This is a genomic window from Micromonospora sp. CA-248212, from assembly GCF_050948405.1.
GTDB lineage: Bacteria > Actinomycetota > Actinomycetes > Mycobacteriales > Micromonosporaceae > Micromonospora.
Window position 1 is genome coordinate 831,379 of the sequence record NZ_CP192023.1, and the last position, 18,373, is coordinate 849,751.

Below are 18,373 nucleotides of genomic sequence, written 5' to 3' on the forward strand. Positions count from 1 at the left end.
CAGGGGGGACGGGGAAAAGATCACTAACCTACGCCTACGTCACCGTAACTTACGGCCCGGTAGATCGCACGAGGAACTTTCGAAGAACCGTCGCACGCCCGTACCAAACTGCTGGTCATGACCGATCTGCTCGCCGTCGAGGTGCCTCGCGTACGCCCCGTTGAACAGCTTTCCGTCGCGCGGATTTTCAACCGCCGCGGCATCGGGCGCAACCGTCTCCAACGTCTTCTGAGCGGGGGCCGCCATCGCCGCGGACGGGGGCGCGGTGCCCGAACGTCGTGGATGATCGAGGGGATCATGAGGGATATGAGTGCTGGCGTCGACGAGGTCGGGCGTTAAGGTGTAGCGGCGGGATGCGCATCCTGCCGCGTCGTCCTTCTTGACGATGCGATCGGCCGTGGTGTAATTGGCAACACCCGGGTCTTTGGTACCCGTATTTCAGGTTCGAACCCTGGCGGCCGAGCTATCCCTGAAAGTCCGCTTTGGGTTCTCCTGGGGGTAAGAGGGAACCGTGCCGGGCCTCGTGGTTAGCATGGCCGCGAGAGTGTCCGCCGTCCCGACGGGAGCCACGTCGTGCCCCAGCCCCACCTTCGTACCGTCGTCGTACTTGCCGCCGGTGAGGGCAAGCGGATGAAGTCGACGCTGCCCAAGGTGCTGCACCCCCTGCTCGGTCGTACCCTGCTGGGCCACGTGTTGAGCGCGGCAGCGCCGCTGGCCGCCGACCGGACCGTCGTCGTGGTGGGTCACGGCGCCGACCAGGTTCGTGCGCATCTCACCGAGATCGCCCCCGACGCCACGCCCGTGCTGCAGGCCGAGCAGCTCGGCACCGGGCACGCCGTGCGGATCGCGTTGGACGCCGTGCCGGAGGGCGCCGGCACGGTCGTGGTGATCAACGGAGATGTGCCGTTGCTGCGCCCGGAGACGGTGGGCGCGTTGGTGACCGCGCACGAGGAGGCCGCCGCGGCGGCCACCGTGCTGGCCGCCGAGGTGCCCGACCCGACCGGGCTGGGGCGGATCGTCCGGGACGCCGACGGCCGGCTGGAGCAGATCGTCGAGGAGCGCGACGCCGACGCGGCGCAGCGTGCGATCCGCGAGATCAACGCCGGCATCTACGCCTTCGACGCGGTCCGGCTGCGTGACGCCCTGGGCAAGCTCTCCACGGACAACGACCAGGGCGAGGAGTACCTGACCGACGTGTTCGGCCTGCTCCGCTCGGCCGGCGAGCCGGTCGCGGTGCACGTGGCCGTCGACCATGTCGAGACGCTGGGCTGCAACGACCGGGTGGAGTTGGCGTCGCTGCGCCGGCTGCTGCGCGATCGGGTCAACGAGGCGTGGATGCGTACCGGAGTGAGTCTGCTCGACCCGGTGACCACCTGGATCGACGTGACGGTGGCTCTGGACCGCGACGCGGTGGTCGACCAGAACACCCAGCTGCGCGGTGCCACGGTGGTCGGCGCGGGCGCGCTGGTCGGGCCGGACGTCACGCTGGTCGACACCATCGTCGGCGAGGGCGCGTCGGTGGTGCGCAGCCACGCGGTCGGCGCCGAGGTGGGCGCGGGCGCGAGCGTCGGGCCCTACGCGTACCTGCGGCCTGCCGCGCGCCTCGCCGACAAGGCGAAGGTCGGCACGTTCGTCGAGGTGAAGAACTCCGAGATCGGGGCGGGCTCGAAGGTGCCGCACCTGACCTACGTGGGTGACGCGACGATCGGCGAGCAGAGCAACATCGGCGCCGCGTCGGTCTTCGTGAACTACGACGGGGTCAACAAGCACCGTACGGTGATCGGCAGCCACGCCCGGACCGGCGCGGACAACATGTTCGTGGCGCCGGTCGAGGTGGGCGACGGCGCGTACACGGCGGCCGGTTCGGTGATCGTGGACGACGTGCCGCCGGGCGCGATGGGTGTCGCCCGAGCGCGGCAGCGCAACATCGAGGGCTGGGTGGTGATGCGGCGGGCCGGTACGGCGGCGGCCGAGGCCGCGCAGCGTGCCCGCGACGCGAAGGGTGCGCAGCGATCCGGCGACGCGAAGGGTGCGTCGGAGGCGACCGGGACCGCAAGTGACAGTGAGGCAATGCACGGGCGGGCCGAGACGGTGGGCGGTGCGTCCGGCGCGGGAGATACTGCAACCGAATAGTCCCCGACCCACCACCACCGGGCCGGGAACCGCCGACAAACGGGAGCAGACGGGCCCATGGGCAGCATCGTCGCCGAAAACCGCAAGAGCCTGATGCTCTTCTCCGGACGGGGTTTCCCGGAGTTGGCCAAGGAGATCGGCGAGGTGCTCGGCGTGGCACCGACGCCGGCTGACGCGTACGAGTTCGCCAACGGCGAGATCTTCGTACGGTTCAAGGATTCGGTGCGTGGTTCGGACGCCTTCGTGGTGCAGTCCGTGACGCACGGAGTGAACACCTGGGTCATGGAGACCCTGATCATGGTCGACGCGTTGAAGCGCGGTTCGGCGAAGCGGATCACCGTGGTGCTGCCGTTCTACCCGTACGCGCGGCAGGACAAGAAGCACCGTGGTCGGGAGCCGATCTCGGCTCGCCTGGTGGCGGACCTGCTGAAGACCGCCGGTGCGAACCGGATCCTCACGGTCGACCTGCACACCGCGCAGATCCAGGGCTTCTTCGACGGGCCGGTGGATCACCTCTTCGCGATGGACGTGCTCGCCGAGTACGTGGAGCACAGGTACGCGGGTCGGCCGATGACCGTGGTGGCGCCGGATTCGGGCCGGGTGCGGGTGGCCGAGCGGTGGACCGACCGGCTGGGCGGCTGCCCGTTGGCGTTCATCCACAAGACCCGTGACCCGATGAAGCCGAACCAGGTGGTGGCTAACCGGGTGGTCGGTGAGGTGGAGGGTCGGGTCTGCCTGATCGTCGACGACATGATCGACACGGGTGGGACGATCACGAAGGCGGCGGACATCCTCAAGGAGTCGGGGGCGGCGGAGATCGTGGTGGCGTCCACCCACGCGCTCCTGTCCGACCCCGCCACGGAGCGGTTGAAGAACAGCCCGATCAGCGAGGTCGTGGTGACCAACACGCTGCCGTTGCCGCCCGAGAAGCAGCTCGACAAGTTGACCGTCCTGTCGATCGCGCCGCTGCTGGCGCGGGCGATCCGCGAGGTGTTCGACGACGGCTCGGTGACCACCCTGTTCGGTGGTCTGAGCTGAACCGGGCCAGGTCCGGCGGGCAAAGCTGACAAACTGGTCGAAACGGGCTGATCCGCCAGCGGGCAACACCGCCGGCGGATCAGTCCGGCGCCGTGACCGGGGACTGCCGGAAACCTGGGAATTGGCTCGGGTAGACTGGTGCGGTTGCCACGGCGAGGGTGCCCGGCGGGCCGCTGAAGAGCGCCGCACGGAGGCACCGTCATCGACGCGGTGCTCCGGGCAGTCGTTCATGACGCATGAGCCCCAGCGAGCCCCTCGCCCCAGCACCGCCAGACGACAAGCCGCCGCAGCGAAGCATCAGGAGTTTCCCCGTGTCCGAGGTAAAGATCAGCGCCGAGCCCCGCACCGAGTTCGGCAAGGGTGGTGCCCGTCGTACCCGCCGGGCCGGCAAGGTGCCCGCCGTGCTGTACGGCCACGGCGAGAAGCCCAAGCACATCGCGCTGCCGTCGCGGGAGTTCGCCGCCGCGATCCGCAAGGGTGGTGCCAACCAGCTCTTCGCGATCGACATCACCGACGGCACCCAGGTGCTGGCGCTGCCGAAGGCGATCCAGCGTGACCCGATCAAGGACACCTTCGAGCACGTGGACCTGCTGCTGGTCCGCCGCGGCGAGAAGGTCACCGTCGAGGTCCCGGTCCAGCTGACCGGTGAGGCCGCGAAGGACACCCTGATCGTGCACGACCACGACACCCTCTCGGTGACCGCCGACGCCACCAAGGTGCCGGACCACCTGGAGGCGTCGATCGAGGGCGCCGAGGCGGGCACCACGATCACCGCCGCCGACGTCGAGCTGCCCTCCGGCGTGGAGCTGGCCGCCGACTCGGAGCTGCCGGTCGCCTCGGTGACCGCCGCGCCGACGGCGGAGCAGCTCGAGGCGACGCTGCCCGAGGTCGAGACGGCCACCGACGAGGCCGAGGCCGAGGTCGGCGAGACCACCGAGGGCTCCGAGGGCGCGGACTCCGCCCCGGCCGCCGAGGGCGACGAGAACACCGAGGCGCGTACCGAGGCCTGATCGGTTCGTACTCTGCTGGCAGGCGTCCCCGAGCTTCGGGGGCGCCTGTCGGTGTATCGGGAGTCGGCGCAGACGTTTGAGGGGCGGATCGTGACGGACGAGGCGGGACCGTGGCTGGTGGTCGGCCTGGGCAACCCGGGGCGGGAGTACGCCGGGAACCGGCACAATGTCGGGTTCATGGTGGCCGAGCTGCTGGCGGGGCGTGTCGGCGCGCGGTTCGGTCGGCACAAGCGGGCGGTGGCCGAGGTCGCCGAGGGGCGGCTGGGGTTCGGTGGTCCGAAGCTGGTGCTGGTGAAGCCACTGACGTACATGAACCTCTCCGGTGGGCCGGTGGCGGCGCTGTCGCAGTTCTACAAGGTGCCCCCGGCGCAGGTGGTCGCGGTGCACGACGAGCTGGACATCGAGTTCGGCCAGGTGCGGATCAAGTTCGGTGGCGGCGAGGGCGGGCACAACGGCCTGCGGTCGATGTCCAAGTCGTTGGGCACCAAGGACTACGTCCGGGTGCGGTTCGGGGTGGGTCGCCCGCCGGGGCGGCAGGATCCGGCGGACTACGTGCTGTCGGATTTCGGCGCGGCGGAGCGCAAGGAGCTCGATTTCCTGGTGGACCGGGCTGCCGACGTGGTGGAGTCGGTGATCGTCAAGGGCGTGGAGCCGACCCAGAACCTGTATCACGGGGGTTGAGTCGGGCGGTGCGTACCGGATTGGAAACGCCGGGCCGGTAGTCTGCGCCTTTCGGCGTGCCGTGACCGGCGACGCGGGTCGCGGCCGATCGGTGCGTGCGGGCACGGCCGCGGCGAGGCGACGGGAGCGGGCAGATGGGCAGTCCTCCGATGATCGACGGGGCGTTCGCCCGGTGGTTGGCCTCCCGGGCCGGTCAGGCGCTGCTGGACCTGCGTACGGAGTTGGGCTTCTCGGACACCGGGGCGCTGAAGTCGGCCGGGGACAAGGTGTCGCACGACCTGATCCGCACGGAGTTGGCGCGGTGGCGGCCGGGGGACGCGGTGCTCTCCGAGGAGGACGAGGGCTCGCGGTTGGCCTGGGCGGCAGAGGTGAACGCGGGAGCGGTGTCCCGGCTGACCGCGGACCGGGTCTGGATCATCGATCCGCTGGACGGCACCCGGGAGTTCGCCGAGGAGGGCCGCTCGGACTGGGCGGTGCACGTGGCGCTCTGGGCGCGGAGCGCGCCGAGCCCGCACGGGCTGGTCGCCGGTGCGGTGGGGTTGCCGGCGCAGCACCGGGTGCTGGGCACCGACTATCCGCCGGCGTACCCGCCGATGACGGTCGAGGCGGCGACCGCCGGCGAGCGCAAGATCCGGCTGGCGGCGAGTCGGAGTCGACCGCCGGTGTTCCTCACCGACCTGGCCGAGGATGTGGGCGCGCACCTGGTGCCGATGGGTTCCGCCGGGGCGAAGATCGCCGCGGTGGTGACCGGCGAGGTGGACGCGTACATCCATGCCGGCGGGCAGTACGAGTGGGACTCGGCGGCGCCGGTCGCTGTGGCGACGGCCACCGGACTGCACGCTTCCCGGATCGACGGTTCTGCGCTTCGATACAACGAGGCGGATCCGCGCCTGCCGGACCTGCTGGTCTGTCGCAAGGATCTCGCCAGCCGGTTGCTTGCAGCGCTGCAGAGGCATTCCGGGTAGCCTGAGCGCACTTCTTGACATGTCCGACCGGAAAGGTCTGGAAATCGGATGAGCGAGCGAGTGTCATGACCTCCCCCGCGGCCTACCGCGTCTCCCACCTGGACGCTCTTGAGGCGGAGAGCATCTTCGTGATGCGTGAGGTTGTCGCCGAGATGGAACGTCCGGTGCTGCTCTTCTCCGGCGGCAAGGACTCGATCGTCATGCTGCGGTTGGCGCAGAAGGCGTTCGCTCCGGCCAACATCCCCTTCCCCGTCATGCACGTCGACACCGGCCACAACTTCCCCGAGGTGCTGGAGTACCGCGATCAGCGGGTCACCGAGCTGGGGTTGCAGCTCGTGGTGGCGAGCGTGCCGGAGGCCCTCGCCAGCGGCATGGTCCGGGAGTCCGGCGACGGCATGCGCAACCGGATCCAGACGCCCGTGCTGCTCGACGCGGTGGAGAAGCACCGCTTCGACGCGCTGTTCGGCGGCGCCCGCCGGGACGAGGAGAAGGCGCGGGCCAAGGAGCGGGTGTTCAGCTTCCGCGACGAGTTCGGCCAGTGGGACCCGAAGAACCAGCGCCCGGAGCTGTGGTCGCTCTACAACGGCCGGCACCACCCGGGCGAGTCGATCCGGGTCTTTCCGCTGTCCAACTGGACCGAGCTGGACGTCTGGCACTACATCGCCAGCGAGCGCATCCCGCTGCCGTCGATCTACTACGCCCACGAGCGTGAGGTGATCGAGCGCGACGGCATGCTCTACGCGGTCAACGAGTTCTTCCGGCCGCGCGCCGGCGAGGAGCGGTTCAAGGCCCAGGTGCGGTACCGCACCGTCGGCGACGCCTCCTGCACCGCGGCGGTCCGCTCGGACGCGGACACCGTGGAGAAGGTCATCGAGGAGGTGGCGGCCACCCGGATCACCGAGCGGGGCGCGACCCGTGGTGACGACCGGGTCAGCGAGGCCGCCATGGAGGACCGTAAGCGGGAGGGCTACTTCTGATGAGCACCGAGATCGTGGCCCCGGCCGCCGGCACCGAGACCGCGCCCGAGGCGCGGGCGATGGACCTGCTGCGGTTCGCGACCGCCGGCAGCGTGGACGACGGCAAGTCGACCCTGATCGGCCGGCTGCTGTACGACACCAAGTCGCTCTTCACCGACCAGTTGGAGGCGGTGGAGGCGGTCAGCGCGGCCCGGGGCGACGAGTACACCAACCTCGCGCTGCTCACCGACGGCCTGCGCGCCGAGCGGGAACAGGGCATCACCATCGACGTGGCGTACCGCTACTTCGCCACGCCCCGGCGCAAGTTCATCATCGCGGACACTCCCGGGCACATCCAGTACACCCGGAACATGGTCACCGGCGCCTCCACGGCCGACCTGGCGTTGATCCTGGTCGACGCCCGCAAGGGCCTGGTCGAGCAGTCCCGCCGGCACGCGTTCCTCTGCTCGCTGCTGCGGGTGCCGCACCTGGTGTTGTGCGTCAACAAGATGGACCTGGTCGACTGGTCGCAGGAGGTCTACGAGCGGATCGCCGACGAGTTCACCGCGTTCGCCGCGAAGCTCGACGTACCGGACCTGACCGTGGTGCCGATCTCCGCGCTGCGGGGCGACAACATCGTGGCCCGGTCGGAGAACATGCCGTGGTACGAGGGCCCGTCGCTGCTGCACCACCTGGAGCGGGTGCACATCGCCAGTGACCGTAACCTGGTCGACGTCCGGTTCCCGGTGCAGTACGTGATCCGTCCGCAGTCGACCACGGTCACCGACTACCGCGGCTACGCCGGTCAGGTCGCGTCGGGTGTGCTCAAACCGGGCGACGAGGTGATGGTGCTGCCGTCCGGCTTCACCAGCCGGATCGCCGCCGTCGAGACCGCCGACGGGCCGGTCGCGGAGGCGTTCCCGCCCATGTCGGTGACGGTACGGCTGGCCGACGAGATCGACATCTCCCGGGGCGACATGATCTGCCGGCCGAACAACGCGCCCGCCGTCGCCCAGGACATCGAGGCGATGGTCTGCTGGATGGACGAGACGGCCCCGCTGCGGGTCGGTGGCCGGTACGCCATCAAGCACACCACCCGTTCGGCACGGGCGATCGTGCGCGGGCTGCACTACCGGTTGGACATCAACTCGCTGCACCGGGATGAGTCGGCGGACGAGCTGCGGCTCAACGAGATCGGTCGGGTCCGGCTGCGCACGACGGTGCCGCTGCTGGCCGACGAGTACCGCCGCAACCGTACGACGGGCGGCTTCGTCATCATCGACGAGACCACCAACCGCACGGTAGGCGCCGCCATGATCGTCGAAGCCGCCTAACCCTCAAACCTCCACCCCACGTCGTGTTGATCAAGAGGTTCGCGTCAGAAATCGCGCAGATTCTGACGCGAACCTCTTGATCACCGGGCTGGACGCGGGTGGTGGGGTGGGGTGGTGGGGTGGGGTGGGTGGGGTTAGGGGAGGCGGGTTGCGCCGGGGGAGGGCAGGACCGGGGTCGTGGTGGGGGCCGGGTAGTTGCGCTCGGCGTAGGCGAGCCTGACTGCGTCGGCTACCGCTTCGACTCGGTCGGTCTCGACCAGGGCGAGGACGCAGCCACCGAATCCGCCGCCCGTCATGCGCGCGCCCAACGCGCCGGCCGACAGCGCCGCCTCGACCGCCGTGTCGATCTCCGGCACGGTGATCTCGAAGTCGTCGCGCATCGAGACGTGCGAGGCGGTGAGCAGCGGGCCGATGTCCCGGACCCGGCCGGCGCGCAACAGCGCGACGGTGTCGAGCACGCGCTGGTCCTCGGTGACCACGTGCCGGACCCGGCGCCGGGTCTCGGCGTCGTCGAGCCGGGCCAGGGCGGCGTCGAGCTCGTCGACGGTCACGTCGCGCAGCGCGGGCACCCCGAGCGCCTTGGCGGCGGCCTCGCAGGAGCGGCGGCGGGCGGCGTACTCACCATCGGCGTGCCGGTGCGGCGCGCGGCTGTCGACGACCAGCACGGTCAGCCCGGCGGCGTCCAGGTCGAACGGGATGTGCTCCACGGACTCGTCGCGGCAGTCGAGGAAGAGCGCGTGCCCGGCGCGGCAGCGGATCACCGCCGACTGGTCCATGATGCCGGTCGGCGCGCCCACGTAGACGTTCTCCGCCCGCTGCGCCAGCCGGGGCTGTCGTTCGGCGGGCAGCTCCAGCCCCGCGAGGTCGAGCAGGGCGGCGAGCACGGCGGACTCGAGCGCGGCCGACGAGGAGAGCCCGGAACCCAGCGGCACGTCGGAGGCGATGGCCAGCCGGGCGCCGGGCACCGCGTGGCCGGCGTCGCGCAGCGCCCAGACCACCCCGGCCACGTACGCGCCCCAGCCGGTCACCCGGCCGGGCTCGGCCACGTCGTCCGCCTCGAAGGTGATCGTCTCGTCGGAGAGCTCGGACCAGACCGTCCAGCGTTCGTCGTCCCGCCGGTCGGCGGCGACCACGGTACGCATGGGAAGCGCGAACGGCAGCACGAACCCGTCGTTGTAGTCGGTGTGCTCGCCGATCAGGTTGACCCGACCGGGCGCGGCCCAGAGGCCGGCGGCCGAGGCGTCGTACTGGTCGGTGAAGCCGGCGGCGGCCCGCTCGGCGACGTCACCGGTGGGGCTGGTCATGGTGCCTCCTTGTTCGGCACTGCGGGGCTCGCACACCCGGCTCACTCGGCGGGCTCACGACTGCTCCAGGACGTGGGCGCGGTAGAAGGCCCAGGCGTCGCCGACCATGTCGTGCAGGGTGGGCTTGCGCGGCACCCATCCCAGCTCGTCACGGGCCAGCGCGGAGGAGGCGACCAGTTCGGCCGGGTCGCCCTCGCGGCGCGGCGCGACCTCGACCGGGAGCTGGTGGCCGGTGACCTCGCGGACCACGTCGACCACCTGGCGGTTGGTGAAGCCGTTTCCGTTGCCGAGGTTGTAGATGCGGTGCTGACCCGCGGTGGCGGCGTCCAGCGCGAGCAGGTGCGCGCGGGCGAGGTCGGCGACGTGGATGTAGTCGCGTACGCAGGTGCCGTCCACGGTCGGGTAGTCGTCGCCGAAGAGTTGGAGCTTCTCCCGCCGGCCGGCGGCGACCTCCAGGGCGATCGGGATGAGGTGCGTCTCCGGGTCGTGCCGCTCGCCGAGTGCGACGTCGCCGGCGAGGTGCGCTCCGGCCACGTTGAAGTAGCGCAGGGACACGGCGGCCAGCCCGTGCGCGTCGGCCTCGGAGGTGAGCGCCATGTCGACCGCGAGCTTGGTGGCGCCGTACGTGTTGGTGGGCGCCTTGACCGCGGTCTCCGGAATCGGCAGCTCGGTGGGGTTGCCGTAGACGGCGGCGGTGGAGGAGAAGACCATCCGGGGCACCCGGGCGGCCCGGACCGCGTTGATCAGGGCGAGCGTGCCGACCGTGTTGTTCTCCCAGTACAGCTCGGGTTTCACCATCGACTCGCCGGCGGCGATGAGGGCGGCGAAGTGCAGCACCCCGTCGAAGCCGGCGTCGGGGGTGAGGACCTGGGCGGCGTCGTGAATGGACGCCTCGACGTGCGTCGCGTCCGGAGCGAGCGCCTCGCGGTGACCGGTGCGCAGGTCGTCCAGGACGACGACCTGGTGGCCGGCGTCGAGCAGCATCCGGGTCACCACGCTGCCGATGAAGCCGGCACCCCCGGTGACGAGCAGTTTCACGTCGTTGCCTCCTGCCTGGCCCGCCGGGACGTGGCCCTTGGTGATCACCCTACGGCGGCGCTCGGGAGCGGTGTGGATCGCGCCGCACGCCATTCCATCATAATCTCTCACGTTTAAACAGAGCCGCACATCTCCGGTGCGGCGGGCACCCGGTGTCTACCATCTCTTTCATGCGGGAAGCAGCCCGTTCCGGGCTCCGGCGGCGGGTGCGGAAACGGTCCCGCCGTGACCCCGGGCCGCTCGCGCGGGCCGTCGCCCGGGTGCTGGTGCGCACCGCCGACGGCGCGACCCGCCTCGTCACCGATCTGCTCGGTACCGGCCCGGCGGCCGGCCGGGAACGCATCTCCGAGGCCGAGCTGCGGGACCTCGTGGCGGTCAACACGGTGCTCGACCCGGACGAGCGGCGGATCATCGACGAGGTGCTGGTGGCCGGGGCGAGTCTCGTCCGCGAGGTGATGATGCCCCGTACCGAGGTGGTCTTCCTGCCGGCCCGGCTGACCATCGCCGAGGCCGCCCGGCTGGTACGGGCCGAGACGCACTCGCGGTACCCGGTCACCGACGGCACCCAGGACGACGTGGTCGGGTTCGTGCACCTGCGGGACGTGCTGCTCCGTCCGGACGCCGACCCCTGCGCCACGGTGGGCGAGCTGACCCGCGAGGTCAAGCAGGTGCCGGGGAGCAAGCGGGTCCTGGCCGCGCTGACCGAGATGCGCCGGGAAGGGCACCACCTGGCGGTGGTGGTCGACGAGTACGGCGGAACCGCCGGCATCGTCACCCTGGAGGACCTGATCGAGGAACTCGTCGGAGAGATCCACGACGGGTACGGCAGGCCGCCCGACCCGAGCCACGTCGGCCTGCCGGCCGTGGTCGACGGCCGGCTCAACCTCGCCGACTTCGCCGAGCGGACCGGTGTGGCGCTCCCCGCCGGTCCGTACGAGACCGTCGGCGGGTACGTGATGGCAGTCCTGGGCCGCCTGCCGCTGACCGGCGACGAGGTGCCGGTGCCCGGCGAGCCGCCCGACGGCGGCGGGCCCGATCCGGCGGCACCGGCCGACGGTTGGCTCCTGCGCGTGCTGGCCCTGGACGGACGCCGGGTCGCCCGGCTCGCGGTGACGGCGGCCCGGATGCCGGAGCAGCGGCGCGATCCCGCCGTCAGCCATCAGCGCGAGGCGGACCGGGGCGCGGCGGGACAGCAGCGGGGCACCGCGGTCGGGCCGGGTCCACGGCCGGGGACGAGCGGGCCACGCGAGGTCAGCGCCCCGACACCGGCTGGCCGGGGCCGACGCGCCGGCCCGTCATGACGGCTCCGCATGCTTGCTGACAGAATTATCGCCATGCCCGACGTTCCCGAGCGACCCCGCGTCTTCTCCGGCATCCAGCCGACGGCCGACTCGTTCCACCTCGGCAACTACCTGGGAGCCGTGCGGCACTGGGTGGCCCTGCAGGACACCCACGACGCGTTCTACTGCGTGGTGGACCTGCACGCGATCACCGCCGGTCACGATCCGGCGGTGCTGCGCCAGCGGACCAGGGTGGCGGCCGCCCAGCTCTTCGCGGTCGGTATCGATCCGGACCGCAGCACCCTGTTCGTACAGTCGCAGGTGCCCGAGCACCCGCAGCTGGCGTGGGTGCTCGGCTGCATCACCGGTTTCGGCGAGGCCAGCCGGATGACGCAGTTCAAGGACAAGTCGCAGAAGCAGGGCAACGAGCGGGCCAGCGTCGGGCTGTTCACCTACCCGGTCCTGCAGGCCGCCGACATTCTGCTCTACCAGGCCAACGCGGTGCCGGTCGGCGAGGACCAGCGTCAGCACCTGGAACTCTCCCGCGACCTGGCCCAGCGGTTCAACTCGCTGTTCGGCGCGACGTTCACGATCCCCGCGCCGCACATCGTCAAGGACACCGCGAAGATCACCGACCTGCAGGACCCGACGGCCAAGATGTCCAAGTCGTCGTCCTCGCCGGCCGGCATCATCGACCTGCTGGAAGACCCGGCCCGCTCGGCGAAGAAGATCCGCTCCGCGGTGACCGACACCGGTCGGGAGATCGTCTTCGACGCCGAGACCAAGCCGGGCGTGTCCAACCTGTTGACCATCTACTCGGCGCTCAGCGGGCGTGGCATCGACGACCTGGTGTCCGCGTTCGCCGGTCGCGGCTACGGCGACCTCAAGAAGGAGCTGGCCGATCAGGTGGCGGAGTTCGTCCGTCCCATCCAGGAGCGCACGCGCACGTACCTCGACGACCCCGCCCAACTGGACAAGCTGCTCGCCGCCGGGGCGGAGAAGGCCCGGTCCGTGGCCGGCGCGACGCTGCGGTCCGCGTACGAGCGGGTCGGTTTCTTCCCGCCGGTGCGCGGCGAATAGCGCTGCGGGGACGGGTGGGCGAATCGGTGGCCGACGTGGCGGCACGGAGCGTGGATCGCAGCGGCGGGATGCCCCCGCCGGGCGACACCGTGCAGATCGGCATCGCGGTGGACATCCCGGAGCCGTGGGGGGCACAGCTCACCCGGCGACGGGTCGAGGCGGGTGATCCCCTCGCGGTGCCCGCGCACGTGACGCTGCTCGGCCCGACCGAGATCCCGACCGACGTGCTGCCGGGCATCGAGCGGCACCTCGCCGCCGTGGCCGCCGCGCATCTGCCGTTCACGCTGCACCTGCGGGGGACCGGCACGTTCCGGCCGGTGACGCAGGTGGTGTTCGTCGCGGTGGCCGCCGGCATCAGCGAATGCGAGTTGCTGGCCGCGGCCATCGCGGCCGCGCCGGGTCTGCACCGCCAGACCCGCTTCCCGTACCATCCGCACGTCACCGTCGCGCATGACGTCGCTCCGGAGGCGTTGGACAAGGTGTACGAGGATCTGGCCGACTTCTCCGCGATGTTCGAGGTCGACGCGTTCACCCTGTTCTCGCACAGTGGGCCGGCCCGGTGGCAGCCCCGCCGGGACTTCCGCCTCGGCGACTGACGTTCGGCGGCGCGCCGGCTGGCGAGCGGTCTTGTACTGGTTGCCGGGACGGCGGCGGGAGATCGGCGAGGATGATCGCGTGAACGTGATCGGCCGGATCGAGGCGGGCATCGACCGCTGGGTGGGTGCCGCGCGTGCCCGGTCGGGCCTGTTCGACCACGTCTGGCGTGCCGGGACGCTCTACGCCGACGTGCTGGCAGGAAGGCTCGCCGCGGCGATCGCGTACTACGGCTTCTTCGCCGTCTTCGCTCTCGCCCTGGTCGCGTACTCCGTCTTCGGCGCAATCCTGGAGGACAACGACGAGGTCAGCGAGGCGGCGACCGGGTTCCTGAAGGAGAACCTGCCGTTCCTGGACGCGCAGCAGATCGCAAACTCCAGCGGCACGGTCGGTGTGGTCGGCCTGGTCATCCTCGTGTTCACCGGGATCGGCTGGGTGGAGGCGATCCGCTCCTCGCAGCGGCTCATGTACGCGCTCAACCAGCAGCCCGGCAACCTCGTGGTCCGGCGGCTGGTCGACCTCGGGGTGATGATCGGCGTCTTCGTGCTGCTCGGTCTCTCCGTGGCGGCGGTGGACGCGTTGGAATCCCTGCTGCGCTTTCTGCTGCGCAGCACCGGGTCGGTCGGCCTGACCACCGTCAGCGCCGTCCTCAGCGTGCTGGTCAACGCGGTGCTCGCCACCGCGCTGCTGCTCGCGGTGCCCCGGCTGCGGATGAGCCGGTCCCGGCTGCGTCCGGTGGTGCTGCTGGTCGCGGTCGGCATCACGCTGCTCAACACGCTCGGGCGGTACTACGTGGTGCGCACCGAGCGGAACCCGGCGTACACCGTGGTGGCCGGTGCGGTCGGTCTGCTGCTCTACCTCTACCTGCTGAACCAACTGGTGCTGTTCGGCGCGGCGCTGCTCGCGACCAGCCGGAGTGGGCGCGTGGTAGACCTGGCGGCGGGCGCCCCCGTGGTGGATGTCGACGAGGACACCGACCCCGGCGCCCCGGGCGGTGCGGGGTGAGGGTGGAGATGTCCGACGTGCTGATCACCGTCGACCAGGACTCGCCGGTGCCGCCGTACGAGCAGGTGCGTGTGCAGCTCGCCGAGCTGATCGGCGACGGCCGGTTGCCGGTGGGCAGCCGCCTGCCCACCGTCCGGCAGCTCGCGGCCGACCTGCGACTGGCCGCGAACACGGTGGCGCGGGCCTACCGGGAGCTGGAGGCGGCTGGCCTGTTGCAGACCCGGGGACGCAACGGCACCTTCGTCGCTCCCGGGCGGAACGACGCCGTCGACCGGCTGCACCGGTTCGCCGTCGACTACGCCGCCGAGGCGCGGCGGCTCGGCGTGACCCCGGATCGTGCTGTCGCTCTCGTGCGGGCCGCCCTGGACGCCACCCGACACGACTGAGCCGACCGGTCTCTCATCGACCGCCGGACGGGCGGTAACTGAGCAGAACGGCACCGGCGCTCACGTTCGCGGACCATGATGAGCCCGTGGGCGCACTCATGACACTGGACCTGCCGGCCGACTCGCCGATGCTCGGCCTGCCGTGGATCATCACCTTCGGGCCGCTCGGTGACCTGGACGAGTGGGAGCCGGTGGTCTGCGGGCCGTACGAACGGCCACACGCGTTGGCGTTGGCCGAGGCGGTGGTGGCCGAGGAGCAGCTGATGGCCGTGGTGGAACCGCTGCTGCCGGCGCTGTCGGCCGACGAGATCCGCAGTGAGATCGCCGCCGCGCAGGTGGCCGCCGAGGACGAGGCCCGGCAGGTCGAGGGGGCCGACCTGTACGGAGACTTCGAGGACGTGATCGACGAGGAGTTGGACGCGGCGGCCGACGAGGCGGGTCACGGCGAGCCCGCCGAGCCACCGGACGAGGCCGAGGTGCGCGCCGGCTTCACCCGGATCGCGGCGCTGCTCACCGCGAAGTGACGCGGCGGGTCAGGGCCCGGGGCCGGAGCGCACCACGGGCGTCACACGAGCACCGGCGCCGCGCGGAATCCGTTCCGCGTGGCGCCGGTGCACCTCACCCCCCACCACAAGGGGTCGGCAGCCCAGTCGCCCGTTGGCGCGGGGCACGACGGACGACCAGGTCGAGATTGGCTTACCCGCTCAGCGCCGTTCGAACCAGGCGGCCGCGTCGACGGGCAACAGGTGGTCGGTGAGCGGCGCGCTCGCCACGACCGGCGTGCCGTACCCGTCGAGTGCCACGGGCGCTGCGCCGAGGTTGACGACGCAGGTCAGCACGGTGTCACCCGCGCCGCGGGAGAACGCCAACACGCCCGGCTCGGTCTGCGACCAGGTGACCTCGCCGGCGTCGGCGGCCAGCGCCGGGTGCTCGCGGCGGATGCGCAGGGCCGTCCGGTACAGCTCCAGCGTCGAGCCCGGGGCGCCGGCCTGCGTGCTGACCGACAGGGCGCGCCAGGTCGCCGGGGCGGGCAGCCAGCTCAGCTCGCTGCCGGCCGGCCCGAAGCCGTACGGCGCCAGCTCTCCACTCCACGGAATCGGCACCCGGCAGCCGTCGCGGCTCTCACCCGTACGCAGGAACGCCGGATCCTGCCGTAGCTCGTCGGGGAGGTCGAGAACCTCGGGCAGGCCCAACTCCTCACCCTGGTAGAGGTAGGCCGAGCCGGGGAGCGCGAGCATCAGCAGGCTGGCGGCACGGGCCCGGCGCAGCCCGTCGGGGCCGTCGCCGTAGCGGGTGACGTGCCGCTGCTTGTCGTGGTTGGACAGCACCCAGGTGGTGGGCGCGCCGACCACCGTCGCTTCGGCGAGGGCGGTGTCGATCACCTTGCGGAACGAGTCGGCCGACCAGGTGGCGTCGAGAAAGTCGAAGCTGAACGCCTGGTGCAGCTCGTCCGGGCCGATGTAGCGGGCCAGCCGCTCCGGCGTCTCGGCCCACGCCTCGGCGACCGCCATCCGGCCGCCCGGGTAGCTGTCCAGGATGGGCCGCCACGCGCGGTAGATCTCGTGGACCTCGTCCTGGTCGAAGTAGGGCAGGCGACCCTTGCCGAGTAGTTCGACCTGGCGTTGCCCGGTCGTCGCCGTGCTGAAGCCGACGTCCGGCAGCCCTTCGGCCTTGATCATGCCGTGGGCCACGTCGACGCGGAAGCCGTCCACGCCCCGGTCCAGCCAGAACCGCAGCACGTCCTCGAACTCGGCGCGAACCTCCGGGTGCCGCCAGTTCAGGTCCGGCTGGGCCGGGTCGAACAGGTGCAGGTACCACTGGCCGTCGGCGATCCGGGTCCAGGCGGGGCCGCCGAAGATGCTCTCCCAGTCGTTGGGGGGCAGTTCGCCGTGCGCGCCCTTGCCGTCGGCGAAGAGGTAGCGGGCCCGCTCGGGCGAGCCGGGACCGGCGGCGAGGGCGTCGACGAACCAGCGGTGCGCGCTGGACGTGTGGTTGGGCACCAGGTCGACGATGATCCGCAGGCCGAGGCTGTGCGCGTCGGTGATCATCGCGTCGAAGTCGGCGAGTGTGCCGAACATCGGGTCGACGTCCCGGTAGTCCGCGACGTCGTACCCGCCGTCGACCATCGGCGAAGTGTAGAAGGGGGTCAGCCAGAGCGCGTCCACCCCGAGGTCGCGGAGGTACGGCAGGCGTTCCCGGATGCCCGCCAGGTCGCCGACGCCGTCTCCGTTGCTGTCGGCGAAGCTGCGCACGTAGACCTGGTAGACGACCGCGGAGCGCCACCAGTCGTCGTCCGTGCGGGGCAGGGTGATGGTGGTGCTGACGGTCATTGGTGATGTTTCCCCGTCTGTCTCAGGCTCGGGCGCGGCTGTGCGAGCAATATGCCGGCCGCCTTTGCAAGAGTCAAGCAGATCTTGCGTAAGGAAACCGCACGGCGGCCGGGGCCACCGCCGTGGAGCCGCGGACGACCAACTCGGGGCGGAACAGGTATTCGGAGTGCGGGGCGCCGTGCCCGTTGATCTCGTCCACCAGGGCCCGGACCGCCGCCACCGCCATCGCGGTGACCGGTTGCCGCACGGTGGTCAGCGGCGGGTCGGTGAAGGCCATCAGCGGCGAGTCGTCGTAGCCGACCACCGAGAGGTCTCCCGGAACGGACAGGCCGCGTTGCCGGGCCGCCCGCACGGCGCCGAGCGCCATGAGGTCGGAGCCGCAGACCAGCCCGGTCACACCACGGTCGAGCAGCCGGCCGGCCGCCGCCTCGCCACCCTCCACACCGAACAGCGTCAGCTCGGCCAGCGGGCCGAGATCCGCCTCGGCGACGCCGGCCAGCCGGGTCATCGCCGCCCGCCAGCCGGCCACCCTGCGCCGCACCGGCACGAACCGGTCCGGGCCGGTGATCAGGCCGATCCGCCGGTGTCCCAGCGCGACGAGGTGGGCCACCGCCAGGTCGGCGGCCTCCCGGTCGTCGCAGGAGACGAAGGGCGCCGCGACGTCGGGGACGTACCCATTGATCATTACGACCGGCAGCGGCCGGGCGATCAGCGCCCGGTAGCGGTCGTGGTTGGCGGCGGTGTCGGCGTGCAGGCCGGAGACGAAGACGATTCCGGAGACCTGCCGGTCCAGCAGCATCTCCACGTACTCGTCCTCGGTCACGCCGCCGGCGGTCTGGGTGCAGAGCACCGGGGTGAACCCACTCTGCGCCAGTGTCGACTCGATGACCTGCGCGAACGCCGGGAAGATCGGATTGTCCAGCTCCGGCACCACCAGGCCGACCAGGCCGGCGCTGCGCTTGCGCAGTCGCGCCGGGCGCTCGTAGCCGAGTACGTCGAGGGCGGTGAGAACGGCCTGCCGGGTCTCCGGTGCCACGCCGGGGCGGTCGTTGAGCACCCGCGACACCGTGGCCTCGCTGACTTCGGCCTGCTGGGCGATGTCGGACAGTCGAGCGCGCATGGCGGCACTGTAGTCCATCGGCAAGTTCTTGCGGGGTGCTCTGCAAGCCCTTCCATTGTCTGCAACGTCTTGCTAACGTCCCCGCAACATACGAGCGCGGCGGGGCAATATCGCTGCGC

Annotated in this window: 17 protein-coding genes, 1 tRNA gene and 1 pseudogene; 15 read left to right on the top strand and 4 right to left on the bottom strand. The window is 71.2% G+C overall.

The window, feature by feature from the left end:
* Positions 1 to 117 precede the first annotated feature (117 nt).
* The 9 genes from ACQP03_RS03935 to ACQP03_RS03975 all read left to right on the top strand — a co-directional run bounded on the left by ACQP03_RS03935 (position 118) and on the right by ACQP03_RS03975 (position 8,117).
* Positions 118 to 339, top strand: a complete 222-nt coding sequence (locus ACQP03_RS03935) for a hypothetical protein (RefSeq protein ID WP_357171845.1) — start codon at positions 118 to 120, stop codon at positions 337 to 339.
* A 52-nt stretch (positions 340 to 391) separates the two neighbouring features.
* Positions 392 to 463 (top strand) — tRNA-Gln (locus ACQP03_RS03940).
* Positions 464 to 630: 167 nt separating this feature from the next.
* The gene (gene glmU, locus ACQP03_RS03945; protein ID WP_433461129.1) at positions 631 to 2,133 is read left to right on the top strand and encodes a bifunctional UDP-N-acetylglucosamine diphosphorylase/glucosamine-1-phosphate N-acetyltransferase GlmU; all 1,503 of its coding nucleotides are present in this window, start codon (positions 631 to 633) and stop codon (positions 2,131 to 2,133) included.
* Positions 2,134 to 2,190: 57 nt separating this feature from the next.
* A complete protein-coding gene (locus ACQP03_RS03950; RefSeq protein WP_355048964.1) occupies positions 2,191 to 3,171 on the top strand; it encodes a ribose-phosphate diphosphokinase in 981 nt (326 codons plus the stop codon).
* Positions 3,172 to 3,482: 311 nt separating this feature from the next.
* On the top strand, positions 3,483 to 4,181 hold the full coding sequence (locus ACQP03_RS03955; protein ID WP_357124575.1) for a 50S ribosomal protein L25/general stress protein Ctc: 699 nt from the start codon (positions 3,483 to 3,485) through the stop codon (positions 4,179 to 4,181).
* 90 nt (positions 4,182 to 4,271) lie between these two features.
* Positions 4,272 to 4,862 (top strand): aminoacyl-tRNA hydrolase, encoded by a 591-nt coding sequence (pth, locus tag ACQP03_RS03960; RefSeq protein ID WP_357124578.1) that lies wholly within the window; start codon positions 4,272 to 4,274, stop codon positions 4,860 to 4,862.
* A gap of 134 nt (positions 4,863 to 4,996) precedes the next feature.
* Positions 4,997 to 5,827 carry an inositol monophosphatase family protein gene (locus tag ACQP03_RS03965; RefSeq protein ID WP_357124581.1) on the top strand — a complete coding sequence of 277 codons (831 nt, stop codon included), beginning with the start codon at positions 4,997 to 4,999 and terminating at the stop codon, positions 5,825 to 5,827.
* A gap of 65 nt (positions 5,828 to 5,892) precedes the next feature.
* Positions 5,893 to 6,804: a sulfate adenylyltransferase subunit CysD gene (cysD, locus tag ACQP03_RS03970; RefSeq protein ID WP_357124584.1), complete on the top strand. Its 912-nt coding sequence runs from the start codon at positions 5,893 to 5,895 to the stop codon at positions 6,802 to 6,804.
* Positions 6,804 to 8,117 carry a sulfate adenylyltransferase subunit 1 gene (locus ACQP03_RS03975; protein WP_357124588.1) on the top strand — a complete coding sequence of 438 codons (1,314 nt, stop codon included), beginning with the start codon at positions 6,804 to 6,806 and terminating at the stop codon, positions 8,115 to 8,117. Before cysD ends, ACQP03_RS03975 begins: the two co-directional genes overlap by 1 nt.
* A gap of 134 nt (positions 8,118 to 8,251) precedes the next feature.
* Here the strand turns inward: ACQP03_RS03975 and galK are convergent, their stop codons facing one another.
* Positions 8,252 to 9,421, bottom strand: a complete 1,170-nt coding sequence (gene galK, locus ACQP03_RS03980; RefSeq protein ID WP_433460302.1) for a galactokinase — start codon at positions 9,419 to 9,421, stop codon at positions 8,252 to 8,254.
* Between the two features lie 54 nt (positions 9,422 to 9,475).
* Positions 9,476 to 10,459 carry a UDP-glucose 4-epimerase GalE gene (gene galE / locus ACQP03_RS03985; RefSeq protein WP_357124594.1) on the bottom strand — a complete coding sequence of 328 codons (984 nt, stop codon included), beginning with the start codon at positions 10,457 to 10,459 and terminating at the stop codon, positions 9,476 to 9,478.
* 170 nt (positions 10,460 to 10,629) lie between these two features.
* On the opposite strand from galE, the pseudogene ACQP03_RS03990 reads away from it, so the two are divergent.
* The 6 genes and pseudogenes from ACQP03_RS03990 to ACQP03_RS04015 all read left to right on the top strand — a co-directional run.
* Positions 10,630 to 11,604 (top strand): annotated as a pseudogene (locus tag ACQP03_RS03990) (hemolysin family protein); the annotation flags it as partial.
* Between the two features lie 189 nt (positions 11,605 to 11,793).
* On the top strand, positions 11,794 to 12,819 hold the full coding sequence (gene trpS / locus ACQP03_RS03995; RefSeq protein WP_357124600.1) for a tryptophan--tRNA ligase: 1,026 nt from the start codon (positions 11,794 to 11,796) through the stop codon (positions 12,817 to 12,819).
* A gap of 68 nt (positions 12,820 to 12,887) precedes the next feature.
* A complete protein-coding gene (locus tag ACQP03_RS04000; RefSeq protein ID WP_357124707.1) occupies positions 12,888 to 13,415 on the top strand; it encodes a 2'-5' RNA ligase family protein in 528 nt (175 codons plus the stop codon).
* 79 nt (positions 13,416 to 13,494) lie between these two features.
* The gene (locus ACQP03_RS04005) at positions 13,495 to 14,418 is read left to right on the top strand and encodes a YhjD/YihY/BrkB family envelope integrity protein (protein WP_357124603.1); all 924 of its coding nucleotides are present in this window, start codon (positions 13,495 to 13,497) and stop codon (positions 14,416 to 14,418) included.
* Between the two features lie 8 nt (positions 14,419 to 14,426).
* Positions 14,427 to 14,804, top strand: coding sequence for a GntR family transcriptional regulator (locus ACQP03_RS04010; protein WP_357398673.1), 378 nt, complete (start codon positions 14,427 to 14,429; stop codon positions 14,802 to 14,804).
* Between the two features lie 86 nt (positions 14,805 to 14,890).
* Entirely contained in the window at positions 14,891 to 15,328 is a 438-nt protein-coding gene (locus tag ACQP03_RS04015) for a hypothetical protein (protein WP_089017805.1), read from the top strand.
* A gap of 180 nt (positions 15,329 to 15,508) precedes the next feature.
* Here ACQP03_RS04015 and ACQP03_RS04020 read toward each other — a convergent pair whose 3' ends face one another.
* Positions 15,509 to 17,134 (bottom strand): glycoside hydrolase family 13 protein, encoded by a 1,626-nt coding sequence (locus tag ACQP03_RS04020; RefSeq protein ID WP_363661272.1) that lies wholly within the window; start codon positions 17,132 to 17,134, stop codon positions 15,509 to 15,511.
* 73 nt (positions 17,135 to 17,207) lie between these two features.
* Positions 17,208 to 18,272: a LacI family DNA-binding transcriptional regulator gene (locus ACQP03_RS04025; protein ID WP_357124613.1), complete on the bottom strand. Its 1,065-nt coding sequence runs from the start codon at positions 18,270 to 18,272 to the stop codon at positions 17,208 to 17,210.
* Between the last annotated feature and the right edge of the window lie 101 nt (positions 18,273 to 18,373).